The sequence below is a fragment of the Aestuariivirga sp. genome, assembly GCF_965227715.1.
Taxonomy (GTDB): Bacteria; Pseudomonadota; Alphaproteobacteria; order Rhizobiales; family Aestuariivirgaceae; genus Aestuariivirga.
Map to the genome: position 1 here is coordinate 2889397 of NZ_OZ245771.1, position 14307 is coordinate 2903703.

13 protein-coding genes are annotated in these 14307 nt (G+C 64.5%); 6 read left to right on the forward strand and 7 right to left on the reverse strand.

Annotation, left to right across the window (positions count from 1 at the left end; translation table 11 throughout):
* Positions 1–100 precede the first annotated feature (100 nt).
* The 4 genes from ACO06F_RS13765 (at position 101) to ACO06F_RS13780 (ending at position 4571) form a co-directional block, all read left to right on the forward strand.
* Positions 101–802 carry a TIGR00730 family Rossman fold protein gene (locus tag ACO06F_RS13765; RefSeq protein WP_421696684.1) on the forward strand — a complete coding sequence of 234 codons (702 nt, stop codon included), beginning with the start codon at positions 101–103 and terminating at the stop codon, positions 800–802.
* On the forward strand, positions 799–2460 hold the full coding sequence (locus ACO06F_RS13770; RefSeq protein WP_421693323.1) for an MBL fold metallo-hydrolase: 1662 nt from the start codon (positions 799–801) through the stop codon (positions 2458–2460). Before ACO06F_RS13765 ends, ACO06F_RS13770 begins: the two co-directional genes overlap by 4 nt.
* An 81-nt stretch (positions 2461–2541) precedes the next feature.
* Positions 2542–3378 carry a MurR/RpiR family transcriptional regulator gene (locus ACO06F_RS13775; RefSeq protein WP_421693324.1) on the forward strand — a complete coding sequence of 279 codons (837 nt, stop codon included), beginning with the start codon at positions 2542–2544 and terminating at the stop codon, positions 3376–3378.
* A 68-nt stretch (positions 3379–3446) separates the two neighbouring features.
* Complete coding sequence (locus ACO06F_RS13780) at positions 3447–4571, forward strand: J domain-containing protein (RefSeq protein ID WP_421693325.1); 1125 nt, start codon at positions 3447–3449, stop codon at positions 4569–4571.
* A gap of 280 nt (positions 4572–4851) precedes the next feature.
* Here the strand turns inward: ACO06F_RS13780 and ACO06F_RS13785 are convergent, their stop codons facing one another.
* From ACO06F_RS13785 to iolG, 3 genes are read right to left on the reverse strand one after another with little or no spacing between them, the layout of a single operon-like run.
* Positions 4852–5067 (reverse strand): alkylphosphonate utilization protein, encoded by a 216-nt coding sequence (locus ACO06F_RS13785; RefSeq protein ID WP_421693326.1) that lies wholly within the window; start codon positions 5065–5067, stop codon positions 4852–4854.
* Positions 5068–5075: 8 nt separating this feature from the next.
* Positions 5076–5906, reverse strand: coding sequence for an SDR family oxidoreductase (locus tag ACO06F_RS13790; protein ID WP_421693327.1), 831 nt, complete (start codon positions 5904–5906; stop codon positions 5076–5078).
* 3 nt (positions 5907–5909) lie between these two features.
* Positions 5910–6899: an inositol 2-dehydrogenase gene (gene iolG, locus ACO06F_RS13795; protein ID WP_421693328.1), complete on the reverse strand. Its 990-nt coding sequence runs from the start codon at positions 6897–6899 to the stop codon at positions 5910–5912.
* A 433-nt stretch (positions 6900–7332) separates the two neighbouring features.
* Here iolG and ACO06F_RS13800 point away from each other — a divergent pair, with 433 nt between their 5' ends.
* Complete coding sequence (locus ACO06F_RS13800) at positions 7333–9258, forward strand: bifunctional 5-dehydro-2-deoxygluconokinase/5-dehydro-2-deoxyphosphogluconate aldolase (protein ID WP_421696685.1); 1926 nt, start codon at positions 7333–7335, stop codon at positions 9256–9258.
* Between the two features lie 18 nt (positions 9259–9276).
* Positions 9277–10071, forward strand: a complete 795-nt coding sequence (gene iolB, locus ACO06F_RS13805; protein ID WP_421693329.1) for a 5-deoxy-glucuronate isomerase — start codon at positions 9277–9279, stop codon at positions 10069–10071.
* A 267-nt stretch (positions 10072–10338) separates the two neighbouring features.
* Here the strand turns inward: iolB and ACO06F_RS13810 are convergent, their stop codons facing one another.
* Genes ACO06F_RS13810 through ACO06F_RS13825 form a run of 4 tightly spaced genes read right to left on the reverse strand, consistent with a single transcriptional unit; the run spans position 10339 to position 14306 of the window.
* Positions 10339–11322: a class II aldolase/adducin family protein gene (locus ACO06F_RS13810; RefSeq protein WP_421693330.1), complete on the reverse strand. Its 984-nt coding sequence runs from the start codon at positions 11320–11322 to the stop codon at positions 10339–10341.
* A complete protein-coding gene (locus tag ACO06F_RS13815; RefSeq protein WP_421693331.1) occupies positions 11316–12095 on the reverse strand; it encodes a TIGR01459 family HAD-type hydrolase in 780 nt (259 codons plus the stop codon). Before ACO06F_RS13815 ends, ACO06F_RS13810 begins: the two co-directional genes overlap by 7 nt.
* Entirely contained in the window at positions 12085–13353 is a 1269-nt protein-coding gene (locus tag ACO06F_RS13820; RefSeq protein WP_421693332.1) for an FGGY-family carbohydrate kinase, read from the reverse strand. Before ACO06F_RS13820 ends, ACO06F_RS13815 begins: the two co-directional genes overlap by 11 nt.
* On the reverse strand, positions 13350–14306 hold the full coding sequence (locus ACO06F_RS13825) for a sugar-binding transcriptional regulator (RefSeq protein ID WP_421693333.1): 957 nt from the start codon (positions 14304–14306) through the stop codon (positions 13350–13352). Before ACO06F_RS13825 ends, ACO06F_RS13820 begins: the two co-directional genes overlap by 4 nt.
* Position 14307: the final 1 nt, after the last annotated feature.

A 14307-nucleotide genomic window follows, 5' to 3' on the forward strand; every position in this document is an offset into this window, starting at 1 on the left:
GTGGCCTATCCCTGTCCACCCGTTTCGCAGCAGGACTTCTCTGAACGTGACCGATTCGAACGAGGCCCAGAAGGCCGCCGCCGCCTACCGCCTGCCCGCCATGGATCTGGACTTCTTGCTGGGGGACACGAACCGTGGTCTCCGCTTTCAGCTCGAATACCAGAAGGCTGAGGAACACTTGCGGAAATGGGGCGTGGCCACCACCGTCATCGTTTTCGGCTCGGCCCGGGTGCGGCCGGGAGACAGCAATGGCTGGTATGAGGCGGCGCGCGAATTCGCCCGCATCTGCTCGGAGGAAGGCGGCGCCAAGCTCGAGGGCAACGGTCCGCGCCAGAACGTCATCGCCACGGGGGGCGGCCCCGGCATCATGGAGGCGGCGAACCGCGGTGCCCATGATGCGGGCGCGCCTTCGATCGGCTTCAACATCACGCTCCCCATGGAACAGGAGCCTAACGCCTATTCGACACCCGATCTCACCTTCCGCTTCCATTACTTTGCCATGCGCAAGATGCATTTCGCCATCCGGGCGTCGGCACTCGTGGTGTTTCCCGGCGGCTTCGGCACCATGGATGAGCTGTTTGAAATCCTCACGCTGCGCCAGACCGGCAAGATGGATGACGAACTGCCCGTGGTGCTCTACGATTCCAAATTCTGGAAAGGTCTCATCAACTTTCCAAAGTTCCTCGAGGCCGGCATGGTCAACACGGCCGATCTCGATCTCTTCACCTTCGCCGACAGCCCGCGCGCGGCGTGGGAGCAACTCGTGAAACGCGGCCTCAAGACGCCGGGAGTCAAAGCATGATCCGTCTCAAGTTCCATGGTGCAGCCCGCACCGTCACCGGCTCCTGCTACATGATCGAAACCGAGCGCGCCAAGGTGCTCGTCGATTGCGGCATGTTCCAGGGATCCAAAACCGAACGCGAGCTGAACTACCGGCCGTTTCCCTTTGATCCCGCGGCCGTCACCGCCGTGCTGCTGACCCATGCGCATATCGATCATTCGGGGCTTCTCCCCAAGCTGGTGAAGCACGGCTACAAGAACCGCATTCACTGCATCGCCGCCACGGCCGATCTCTGTGGCATTATGCTGCCCGATTCCGGCAACATCCAGGAAACGGAAGTGAGGCAGCTCAACCAGCGCCGTGCCAAGCGCGGGCAAGTGGAGGTGGTGCCGGTCTATACCCAGCAGGATGCGCTCAACTCGCTCGAGCATTTCGAGGGGCACCCTTATGAAACCTGGATCACGCCCGCACCCGGCATCCGCGCGCGCTACTGGAATGCCGGTCATCTTCTGGGCTCCGCCTCGATCGAGGTGGAAGTGGAGCAGGAGGGCCAGAAGCCGCTCCGCATCCTGTTTTCCGGCGATCTCGGCCCCGGCAACAAGATGCTGCAGCCTGATCCCGAAGCCCCCACCAGCTTTGATTTCGTGCTGTGCGAGTCAACCTATGGCGGGCGGGACCGGTTCGAGCGCAGCGAAGAGGGCCGCCGCGAGATCCTGGCGCGTGAAGTGAATGAGGCGGCCTCCAAGCAGGGCGCCCTCCTGATCCCGTCCTTCGCGGTCGAGCGCACCCAGGAGCTGGTGACGGACCTCGTCAAGCTGATGGAAGACGGCAAGGTGCCCAAGGCCAACATCTTCATCGACAGCCCCTTGGCCTCCAAGGCCACCGCCATTTTCACCCGCCATGCGAGCGAGCTTGAACACGGTGCTGATCTCACCCGCGCCTTCAACTCTTCCTATGTGCGTTCGACGGAGAGTGTGGAGGATTCGAAGGCGCTCGCCCGCTTCACCGGCTTCCGCATCATCGTGTCCGCCAGCGGCATGTGCGAGGCAGGGCGCATCCGCCATCACCTCAAGAACCATCTCTGGCAGGCCTCCACCACCGTGCTGCTGGCGGGCTTCCAGGCGGAAGGCTCGCTCGGGCGCATCCTGCAGGATGGCGCACGCACCGTCACCATCATGGGCGAGGAAATCAGCGTCAAGGCATCGATCCGCCAGATCGAGGATTACTCGGGCCACGCCGATGGCCCGGAACTCGTGCAGTGGGTGAAGGACCGCCTGCCCATCGGCCGCTCGATCTTCCTTACCCATGGCGAAGAGCAGGGCCAGCGCGCGCTGGCGGAAGATCTGGGGGGCATCGGCGTTCCCAATGACTGCATCTTCATTCCCACGCTCGATTCCGTTTACGATCTTTCGGGCACGGCCTGCGCCTTCCTGGCGGAGGAAACCCACCCGCGCATCGACCCCACCATGGTCGCCCGCTTCGACAGCCACAATGACATGGCGGACCTGATCCTCGACATCCGGGACGTGGTGGACAAGGCGGGAGACGAGAAATCCCGCGCCGTCATCCTCCGTCGCCTGCGCCGGGCACTCGCCGCCGGTGACACCGGCAATGACCCCGCCCGCCGCCGCCTGCCCGTCTCTGGCCCCTCCCGCCGCAGCCGCGGCTGGGAGGAATAGGGGGAAGAGGGGGGTGCTTGCCGCACGTCACGCCCCCCAACCCCATTGGAACATTTCGTCTTTCGTGAAATATTCGTTCCAATGACGGATACCCACTCCCCGCCGCGCGATTTCGCGTCGCTCAAGTCCTTGATTGCGGAGCGCGCGCCGGCCTTTCCCAAGCGCCTCACCCAGATTGCCGGTTTTGCGCTGGAGCAGCCGGACGAGATTGCCTTCGGCACCGTCTCCTCCATTGCGGAGCAGGCGCAGGTGCAGCCCTCCGCTCTGGTGCGCTTCAGCCAGGCGCTGGGCTATCAGGGCTTTTCCGACATGCAGGAGATTTTCCGTTCGCGCCTGCGCGACCGCATCCTGAACTATGACGAGCGCTTGCAGCAGCTCCGCGCGCATGCCCAGCAAATGTCGAAGCCCAATGTCATTTTCCAGGGCTTCTGCGAAGCCTCCGCCAAGTCGATTGCCGCCCTCCAGGACAAGCTCGACCCGCAGGCGCTTGACCGCGCGGTGGAGGCACTCGCCGCGGCGGATACGATTTATCTGGTGGGCCTCCGCCGCTCCTTCCCCATCGCCTCCTACATGGCCTATGCCCTGGCAAAGCTCGGCGTGCGGGCGATCCTGGTTGATGCGCTGGGCGGCCTTGCGGCGGAGCAGATCAGCTTCGCCAGCCCGCGGGACACCGTCCTGGCCATCTCATTCACCCCTTACGCGTCAGAAACGGTCAGCCTCGCCCGCGCCGCGGCGGAAAAGGGCGTTCCGATCGTCTCCATAACGGACAGTGCGTTTTCGCCGCTGGCCCAGATCGCGGGGGCCTGGATCGAGATTTCGGAAGCGAATTTCGAAGGGTTCCGCTCCATGGCCGCCACCCTCACCCTCGCCATGACGCTGACCGTGGCGATTGCGGAGCGGCGGACGCAAGGGGCCTGAATTCTGCCGCGAAGTTAGCGGATTGAGCCCCCAGTTCAACTTTCGGGCAGCAGAGGCACTGAGCGGCGATGACCCCCCTTCCGGACCATTACGCGGCCCTTGGAATCGATCCCACCGCCGATCCGGAGGTGATCACCGCTGCCTATCGCGCCCTTGCCAAGAAATTCCACCCCGATACCGGCGGCACGGCGGGCACGGCCTCGCCCGAGCGCTTCGAGCAGGTGCAGAACGCCTATGATGTGCTGCGCACGCCGGAAACCCGCCACCAATATGATCTGGAGCTTCTCGCCCAGACCGAGCGTGAGCTGGCGGAACACCTCGCCACGCGCAGCCGCATCGTGCCCAAGCCGGAAGCGCCGCGCGGTGCCCCGCCGCCGCCCGATCTCGGCACCATCCGCCCGGCCCCCGGCCGCAATGGCGGTGCCTATGTGCAAGGCACCGCGCGGAAGCCCCGGTCCATCCTGCCCTATCTCGTGCCGGTGCTGCTGCTGCTGGCCCTGGGCGGCGGCGGCGCCGTGCTGTTCCTGCCCAAAACGGTGGAGGCCCCGCCAGCGCCCACGGCCACAGCCACGGCGCCTGAGGCCACCACCACGCCAGCGAAGACAGATGCTCCCGCCACGCTGCCCGCCGCAGCACCGGAGGCTGTACCCGCCCAGCCCCCACTCTTCGGGTCCTCGGTCACCGAGGCTCAGCCTGCGCCCGTGCCGCAGCCTTCGCCCTCACCTGCACCTGCGCCTGCAGCGGTTCCGGCTCCGGCTCCCTCTCCCAGCCCCGCCACGCAGCCGCTCTTTGGATCCTCCGTCATGGATGCAGCAGCCGCCGCCGCAGCCGCACCGCCTGTGGAGGAAGAGGCCAGCGCCGATCCGCCCCCCGTTCCCAAGCTCCGGCCTGTCCAGGCCTCAGCGCCTCCGCGCCCCGCCGCAGCGGTTCGCGCCCCAGCCAACGCCCGTCCGCCCACGCAGCCACCCCGCCAGCCGCAGCGCCTTGCCGCGGAAGGTCCCTACCGCCTGGTGATCTTCGAACGCCTCCCCGGCGAGGATGCCAGCGCCTGGCGCGCCGGCGTCATCTTCGACAGCGAAGGCAGCTGCGCCGAATTCGGCATCAGATCCGTCCTCCGCCGCCTCTCCGTCCGGGATCCTTATGAGCCCGAACCAAAAGTCTGGTACGAATGCCAGCCCGCCGGCATGCCCTAACCGCTGACCCCCCGTCTGCCTCCGCACCCCACCGCAACGCGCGTCATGCCAGCGAAGGCTTGCATCCCGCTTTCCCTGCCCCTCAGGCGGATACAAAGCGGGAGCCCAGCCTAAGCTGGGGGGACGGATGAGGCGGGGGAGTCGTTCACCCACCCTCCGCGGCACCGCTTGATCGCGGCGGAGGGTAAGGTTCAGCGCCGGGGTGCGCGCGCCGCCGCAGCCACTCGCTTCAAACACGCTCCGTTTTGTACCCGGAACGCTCCATTTTTTGAGTTCCCGGTCAGGCCTTTTTCACGAACTCGGTTTTCAGCACCAGACCCTTGATGGTGGCGGTTCGGCCTTCGATTTCGGTGGGGTTGGGGGTCAGGCGGATGTTCTTGACCAGGGTGCCGCGCTTCAGGGTTTCACCAGCGCCCTTCACCTTCAGGTCCTTGATGACATGCACCGAGTCGCCGTCCTTCAGGATGTTGCCGTTCGAGTCCTTCACGTCGTCCATATTCGCTCCTACCACTGCGCCGCGGGGGGTTCGGGGATGGCGTTGGCGGCGCCCAGAACCTGCTGATCGAAATCGATGATGGAGCCCGTCATCATGCCGGACTCGGCGCTGGAGAGAAAGGCCACGGCGCGGGCCACTTCCGCAGGCTTCAGCAGCCGGCCGAAGGGGCGCTGGGCCTCCGCCTTCTCGAGCCATTGCGGATCGGCGTCATGATAGGTCTTCATGATGCGGTCTTCGCCGGGCGTGTCCATCCAGCCGATGTTGAGGCCGTTGACGCGGATCTGGTAGCGCATCACGCTGAAGGCCACATTCTTCGTGAGCGTTGCGAGCGCGCCCTTGGAGCCGCAATAGGCGGTGATGAAATCCTGGCCTCCATGGCCCGACATGGAGAGGATGTTGACGATGGTGCCGGAGGTCTTCGACTTCTTCATCAGATGCAGCGCATCCTGCATGAGGAAGAAGGGCGCCTTCACATTGACGTCGAAGATATCGTCATAGCGCTCTTCGCTGGTGTCCCAGATCGAGCCACGGTCGGTCAAGGCGGCGGCATTCACCAGCGCATCGATCTTGCCGAAGTGTTCGTCACACGCCGCGATCACCTTGCGCACATCGGCCAGTTTTCCGAGCTCGGCCTGAACGAAGACTGTCTTCACCTTCTTCGCTTCAAGGGCCGCCTTGACCTTGGCGCCGCGCTCCGCATTGCGGCCGGTGATGACGAGATTGGCCACGCCGCGCTCCGCGAAGAGATGCGCGATGGTTTCGCCCAGGCCCTGGGTTGAGCCCGTGACCACGGCGGTTTTTCCGTCCATCGAGAGATTGCTGAGGGAAGATATATCCATGATTCAGGCCACCTTTACGGGCTTGCCGGTTTGCCACGATTGCGTGGCGGCGTCGGCCAGTTTCTGGGCCTGCAGCCCGTCATGGCCCGAGGGCGAGACGGATTTGCCGTTGGTGACCGCATCGATGAAGGCCAGGACTTCATTGGAATAGGCCTGGCCATAGCGCTCGGTGAAGAAGTGCAGGATCGGGTCTTCGTGGAAGCCCTCGGCCGTTGCCACTTCCACCGTGGTGTTGTGGATGTTGCCGGCGCGCAGCATGCCCTTGGAACCGTGGACTTCGATCCGCTGGTCATAGCCGTAAGCCGCGCGGCGTGAATTGGTGATGACGGCAATCTTGCCCGACGCCGTCTGCATCTGGACGGCCGCCGTGTCACAGTCGCCTTCGTCACCGATCTTCTTGTCGACGAGGGCGGCGCCCAATGCATTCACGGTAACGAACTCTTCGCCCACCAGGAAGCGGGCGAGGTCGAGGTCATGGATCATCATGTCCCGGAAGATGCCGCCGGAGCTCTTCACATATTCGGCAGGCGGCGGGGCCGGGTCGCGGCTGATGATGGTGGCAAGCTCGATCGTTCCGATGACGCCCTGGCGCAGGCGCTTTTCCAGCGAGGCGAAGTTGGGGTCGAAGCGGCGGTTGAAGCCGATCATCAGGGTGGTCTTGTTCTTCTCCACCGTCTTCAGGCAGTCCTCGATGCGCGCCACCGAAAGGCTCACAGGCTTCTCGCACAGCACGGCCTTTCCGGCATTGGAGCCCGCCTCGATCTGCTCGGCATGGAAGGGGGTGGGGGTTGCGATCAGGATCGCGTCCACATCCTTGGCCTTGATGATATCCTCGACCGAGGCCACGGTGGCGCCCACCTCCGCAGCCAGATCGGAGGCCGCCTTCGGCAGCGCGTCCGCCAGGTAGGCGACCTTCGCCTTGCCCGACGCCGCAATCGTCCGCGCATGCACCTTGCCGATGCGCCCCGCACCCAGAATTCCAAACCGTAACATTCAAATCCTCCCTCAGACGGTGTTCAATCGCGTGTTGTTTGACCCAAAACCGTTGCCATTGCGATTGTTGTTTGTTGCATTTCGGTAGCCCGCCCGTGGCTACCATTTTCCGCCGCTCCGGCACAGCCCACCCGCCGGAAAATGGATTTTGGGCCGCGTGGCGAAATATTATTGCTAGCAGAGCCCTTCCAAGCCTCCGGCTACCTGTTGCGATTTGGACCAAGTCCGGTGCTTGCGGATGCGTTTTGTAGCAATTCCGGTACTGTCTGGTGCTGACATGTTAGCACCAGACAGGATAGCCGGGAGCCAGCCTCCACTGACATGTCAGTCGTCACGCAGGTGCGCCGCTCCAGAGAGATATGGAATGAATATTCTGAATTGACGGATTCGTAGAATTATTGTTTCATACACGCTGTGGGACCATCGGGAGAAGATCATGTCAGCGGCATCGGCAGATCGGGCGCGTTTGGACGTCATCACCATCGGGCGCTGCTCTGTTGACCTCTATGGCCAGCAGATCGGCTCCCGGCTGGAGGATGTCACTTCTTTCGCGAAATCCGTTGGGGGCTGCCCGTCCAACATCGCCATCGGCACGGCCAGGCTGGGGCTCAAGTCCGGCCTCATCACCCGGGTGGGAGATGAGCAGATGGGGCGCTACGTGAAGGAGCAGATGGCGCGGGAAGGCGTGGCGCTGGAGGGGATTGCGACGGACCCCACGCGGCTCACCTCCCTGGTGCTGCTGTCGGTCGAGAATGACAAGAGTTTTCCGCTGATCTTCTACCGCGACAATTGCGCGGACTCCGCCTTGAACGAGGATGACGTCGACGATGGCTTCATCCGCTCCGCCGCTGCCGTGCTGGTGACCGGCACGCATTTTGCCCGGCCCAATACCGATGCCGCCCAGCGGAAGGCGATGCGCATTGCCAAGGCCCATGGCGGCAAGGTGATCCTTGACATTGATTACCGGCCCAACCTCTGGGGGCTTGCGGGCCACGGCGCGGGCGAAGAGCGCTACATCAAATCCGACAAGGTGTCGGAGCACATGAAGACCATTCTGCCCGATTGCGACCTGATCGTCGGCACCGAGGAGGAGGTGCATATTGCGGCGGGGACGGAGAACACGCTGGACGCGCTGAAGATCATCCGTAGGCTGAGCAGTGCGGTGATCGTGCTGAAGCGGGGGCCAATGGGCTGCGTGGTTTACCCTGATGCCATTCCTGATGCGCTGGACATGGGGATTGTCGGCACCGGCTTTCCCATTGAGGTTTATAATGTGCTGGGCGCAGGCGACAGCTTCATGTCCGGCTTCCTGCGCGGCTGGCTTAAGGGCGAGGACCATCAGACGAGCGCCACCTGGGCCAATGCCTGTGGCGCATTTGCCGTATCGCGCCTGCTCTGTTCGCCTGAAATCCCCACATGGGAGGAGCTGCAATATTTCCTCAGCCATGGCAGCCCGCACCGGGCGCTGCGCAAGGATGAAGCCATCAATCACGTGCATTGGGCCACGACGCGCCGCAAGCAGCCGCACCAGCTGCTGGCCTTTGCCATCGACCACCGCAGCCAGCTGGAGAAGATGGCCGATGAGGCGGGCGCACCGCGCAGCCGCATCAATGATTTCAAACGCCTGGCCATGGCGGCGATCGGGCAGGTGTCACAAGGTGCGCCAGGCTTTGGCACGCTGCTTGACGACACCTACGGCCGCGAGGCGATGTTTGACGCGGCAAAGCTGGACTTGTGGGTGGGCCGCCCGCTGGAACAGCCGGGCTCCAGGCCCTTGCGCTTTGAGTTCGGCCAGGATGTGGGATCGCGCCTGGTCGAATGGCCCGTGACGCACACGATCAAATGCCTGGCTTTCTATCACCCCGATGACCCTCAGGCCTTGAAGGACGAGCAGGCGGGAACGTTGCGGACACTCTATGAGGCTGCGCGCAAGGTGGGGCGCGAATTGCTGGTGGAGATCATCGCCGGCAAGAACGGCCCGCTCGATGACAGGACCATCGCGCGGGCGCTGGAGGAGCTTTATGCGTTGGGGATCAAGCCCGATTGGTGGAAGCTGGAGCCGCAGGCCTCCGCCGCGGCCTGGGAGAACATCTCCGCCGTCATCGCCAAGCATGACCCCTGGTGCCGCGGCGTGGTGCTGCTGGGGCTCGATGCGCCAGAGGAGGAGCTCGCCAAGGGCTTTGCCGCGGTTGCGGCCCAGCCCATCGTCAAGGGCTTTGCCGTGGGGCGCACCATCTTCAGCCGGGCGGCGCAAGGCTGGCTTTCGGACAAGATGACGGATGAAGAGGCCGTGGCGGACATGGCGGCGCGATTTGGCAAGCTGGTGAAGATGTGGAATACCGCGCGTGATCGCGGCTGAGGACATAGGAGACGAGCCATGCCGAATTTGAAAATCCATCCGGCGGCGGAGAATGGCCGCATCGTTCATGTGACGCCGGAGACTGCGGGCTGGCGCTATGTGGGCTTTGACCTGTGGAAGCTGAAGCCGGGTGAGGTGGCATCGGGCGGCGAAGCGGGGCGCGAAGTGTGTCTTGTGTTCATTGCCGGCAAGGCCCGCGTCTCGGCGGGCCAACAGGATTTCGGCGTGCTGGGGGAGCGCAATTCGCCCTTCGAGGGAAAGCCATGGTCCGTCTATATTCCGGCAGGCGAGGCTTGGCACGTTGCGGCGGAGAATGAGGTGACACTCGCCGTGTGCTCCGCACCGGGTGAGGGCAAGCTTCCCGCCCGCGTGATCGGGCCTGATGCGCTGCATCAGGAGACGCGGGGCAAGGGGTCCAACACGCGGCATGTGACCAATATTATTCCGGAATGGGAGCCGGCAGATGGGCTTCTTGTTGTGGAAGTGATCACGCCGGGCGGCTGCACATCTTCCTATCCGCCGCACAAGCATGACCAGGATAATCTTCCGCATGAATCGTTGCTGGAAGAGACCTATTACCACCGCCTCAACCCGCCGCAGGGCTTCGCCTTTCAACGCGTCTACACCGATGACCGTTCGCTCGATGAGGCGATGGCGGTGGAAGACGGCGATGTGACGCTGGTGCCCAAGGGCTATCACCCTTGCGCCACCACCCATGGCTATGACCTTTATTATTTGAACGTGATGGCGGGGCCTAAGCGGACCTGGAAGTTCCACAATGCGCCAGAGCATGAATGGCTGCTGAAGGCGTGAGGGTTGGGGCTCTGTCATTTCGGCGAAGGCTCGGCGGCGGCTATAGAAGCGGGATGCCAGCCTTCGCTGGCATGACGGATTTAATGAGCAAGCGTGGGTGATGAAGGGGTAAGGGCCGTTGCGCGGAGAGAGGCCCTCATCCGCCCTTCGGGCACCTTCTCCCATTGCGTGCCGCAACGGGAGAAGGGACTGGGGGCAATAAGTTCCCTTCTCCCGTCCGAAGGATGGGAGAAGGTGGCCGACAGGCCGGATGAGGGCTGGCGCCGCTCAGTTCACCTTCAGCGTCTGGCGGTATTTCTCCGCGTCCCAGTTCACCAGCCGGTCCACGTCTTCTGCCGTCAGGGCCACCAGCGGGTCTTCTTCCTCCACGCGGCGCATGACGTCGGCGAGGCAGCGGCCCATGGGTTCTATGGCGGGCTTGGCATCGCGGCGGATCAACACGCCCAGGCCGGGGATGGCGATGAGGGGTGGGTCATTGGCGAAGGAGGTGGCAACACCCACGCCGAGGAAGACGACGTGATCGGGGTAGAACACCTGCGACTGGCCCCGCTTCAGGGAGAGCGGGTCCGTCGCGAGTGCGTGGGTTTCATCCATGAGGGCGGGCGCATAGCTGGTGCCGGCGCTGATCTTGGCGAGGCCCTCGCGATCAACCGGGGCGGCTGGTCGCACGGGGCGCTGGACGGCGGTGACGACCTGTTGCAGCAGCGCATCGGCCTCCGCCACGCTATCGGCGGCGACGGCGAGGCCGTGATTGCCGAGCACCAGCACATTGACGCCCGGGCGCATGCGCGAGGAGATGGCGCCCGCCAGCGGCAGGCCGGGGCGGGCATAGGGAATGAAAGCCCAGTTGAAGCCTTTAAGCTTTTCAGAGAGGCGCTGCTCGGCATCAGCCCTGATCGCCCAGGCGATGGTGTTGACGCAATGGACATGCACGACCACGCGCTGCGGCATCAGCGCGTGCACGGTGGTCTCGATCGAGGGGCGGAGGCCGGTGCTGTTCAGGTCCGTGCGGATGAAGCTGGTGCAGGATTCACAAGCCGGATCATTCTTCGCAAGCGCTGCGAGAATGGCGGCATGGTCCAGCGGCACGAAAATGTCACGCGTGGCGGCGTCCTTCAGCCAGGTGCCCGAGGCCTTGATCCACATCACGCCATCATCTTTCAGCGATGTATTGCCGCCAGCGGCCTGGACGAGAAGCGGGTCTGCCCCCACCCGGGCCGAAAGTGCCTGGAGCTGATCGAGTTCTACCATTGGAAACGGTCCATCACGTAATCGGGTTGGGGGTCAAGCGTTGCAGGGTCTTGATCGGCGGAGACGCCCTGCAGCACGAGGAGGGTTTCAAGCCCGGCGTTGCGGCCGCCGGCCACATCATGCTCCGCACTGTCTCCGATGCACAGGATGCGGGCGGGGTTGCCGATGAGACGCGCCGCCTTCTGGTAAATGCCGGGATAGGGCTTGCCGATCCAGGTGACGTGGCCTCCCATCTCCTCATAAAGGGCTGCGATGGCGCCGGGTGCGGGCATCAGGCCCTGGGGCGTAAGCATCAGCCTGTCCGGATTGCAGCAGATGGCGGGAAGCGTCAGGCCTGAGAGCAAGTTACGGTAATCATCAAGCGAGGTTCGGGGCGCGTTGGAGCCGAGGATGAGGATCACCTCCGCCTCTGCCGGGTTCTTCACGAAACGGATGCCCTCAAAGCCATAGTCTTCGCCGTCTTTCCCGATCAGAAAGGCGGTCTTTGCGGTGAGCTGTGCGAAGGCCACTTCGCCGGAGCTCACCGCATCCACGAAATGATCGCGGGGCACGCCCATCTTCACCAGGCGCTGGCGGTTGGCCTCCGCCCGCTTTCCCGAATTGGTCATGACCGCCACGGGAATCTGCGCCTTGTGCAATTCGCTCAGCACACGGAGCGTTCCCGGGTAGAGCTGCTGGCCATCGTGGATGACGCCGAACTGATCGATCAGCATGCCGCCAAAGCCGGAGGCGATCTCGTGCAGGCCTGCAATCTGCTTGGTTCTAGTTGACATGGCCGAGCCCACGCCAGGCGAGACGCGCGGTGCCGACAGCGGCGTGCTCGCTCAAAGAAGGCCTTTCCGGAACGCCCAGCGTACGGAGCCGGATGCGGGTCCAGGCCGCGTTCGCAGCACCGCCGCCTGCGGTGCGGATCGAGGCGAGCGGTGTGGCGCCGAGTTCGCCCAGCTTGGCATAGGCTTCGGCCTCGATGCGCGCGATGCCTTCCAGAAGGGCCTGGAAGAAGACGCGGTCATCCGCGGGGCGGGGTGTGAGACGGGGCTGGAAATTGGGGTCATTCACGGGGAAGCGCTCGCCGGGTTTTGGGAGCGGGTAGAAATCAAGGCCGGTGGGGTGATCAGGATCGAGCTGCGGCGTCAACCGCGAGAGATCGTCTTTCGAGAAGAATTGTGCGATTGCCGCACCGCCCGTGTTGGAGGCGCCGCCTGCCAGCCATTGATCGCCAATCCTGTGGCTGTAGATGCCGAAGTCCGGCGCGAAGACGGGCTTGGCCGAGAGCAGCTTCAAGGTCAGCGTGGTGCCGAGCGAAGTGACGCCGTCGCCTGCCTCCGATGCGCCGCTTGCGAGGAAGGCGGCGCAGCCATCCGTGGTGCCGGTGACGATCGCTGTATCCGCTGGCAGGTTGAGCTCCGCCGCCATGCCGGGCGTGATGGTTCCGATGCGGGTGCCAGCGGGAACGACCTCGGGAAAGAGGGAGGTGTCGAAGCCGGTTTCGCGGATCCAGGCGGGCCATTGGCGGGCCACGGGATCATAGCCGGATTTGAGCGCGTTGTTCTCGTCCGTCACGTCGAAGCGGCCCGCGAGCCTGCCCATGATCCAGTCCGCCTGGTGGAGGATGCGGGTGCCCTTGCCGCTCAGCTCCATGGCGCGGGCCAGGGGCGAGGTGCTGCCGAGGGCTGCCGTCTCGCGCGGGGCGACGGCCGCGATGAGGGCGAGCTGCGGCGCCTCGCAGACGTCATTGTACATGGACGCAAGCGCACGCGGCGTGCCATCGGCATCGATGGGGAGGATGGTGCCCGAGGTGCCGTCGACCGCGATCGCGCGCACAGTGAGGCCGGTGAGATCAAGGCTCTTGAAGGCGGCTTGCAGAGCGTCCCACCACAGGGTGGGGTCCTGCCAGAGGCGGCCGCCGTTTCCCAGCGGGGCGGCGATGGGGGCAACCGACATGGCCTTCAATGCATTCGCCTGATCGGTGGCGGCGATGCGGAGGCCCGAGGTGCCGATATCAATGCCGAGTACGACGTCAACCGTCATGTCTTGTCCATGGCCAGAATTGATTTCGCGGTCTGCTCATCGGTGATGATGACGTCACACATGCCGCCCTTCAAGACCCCGCGCAGGGCCTCCACCTTGGTGCGGCCGCCGGATGCGATCATGACGCAAGGGATGTCCGGAAGGCGCTCGGGCGAGAGGGCGACGACGCGCTTGTTGAGCGGGTGATCGACGATGCGGCCTTCGCGGTCAATCCAGTGGGCGCAGATATCGCCCACAGCACCGGCCCTGATGAGGTCATCGACCTCGGCGCGCGAGACGAGGCCCACGCGCGTCATGGTGCAGGAGGCGGTGAGCTCGCCGACCGAGAGAAAGGCCAGATCGACCTTGGCGCCCTTCTCGAAGATCTCGCGCAGCATGGGCTGGGCGGCGAGCACGTCCCGCGTCGACTCCGTGTCGGTGAGGGCGGGGGCGGCGACGTAGTAGCATTGGGCGCCGACGAGATCAGCCAGATGCGAGGCGGTTTCATGGGGGTTCATGGCGGAGCCGCGCGTGAGACCGCCCAGCAGCGAGACGACCGAGAGATGGCTGAGCTGGCGGCGCGGCACGGACTGGATCGAGAGTCTGAGCGTGCGGCCCCAGCCGACGCCCACGGACATGCCATCCTTGAGGCGGGAGGACAGGGCAGCGGCGGCGGCGGTGGCGATGACTTGCGGGATCAGGTCCTGGTCCGGCGGGGTGGGGACGACGACGGCATCATCGAGGCCATAGTGCTGGCGGAGCCTTTCCTCCAGCTCAACACATGATGCGAGGCGGCCGGTGATGTTGATCTGGACCAGGCCATGGTCGCGGGCCTGAGCGAGGAGGCGGTTCACACGGGTGCGGTTGAGGCCGAGCTTCTTGCCGATCTGGGCCTGGGTGAGGCCGGCCACGAAATAGAGCCAGGCAGCGCGGGTGGCGAGCTGCTCTTCCGGGTCGATCGCCATCAGCTGCATG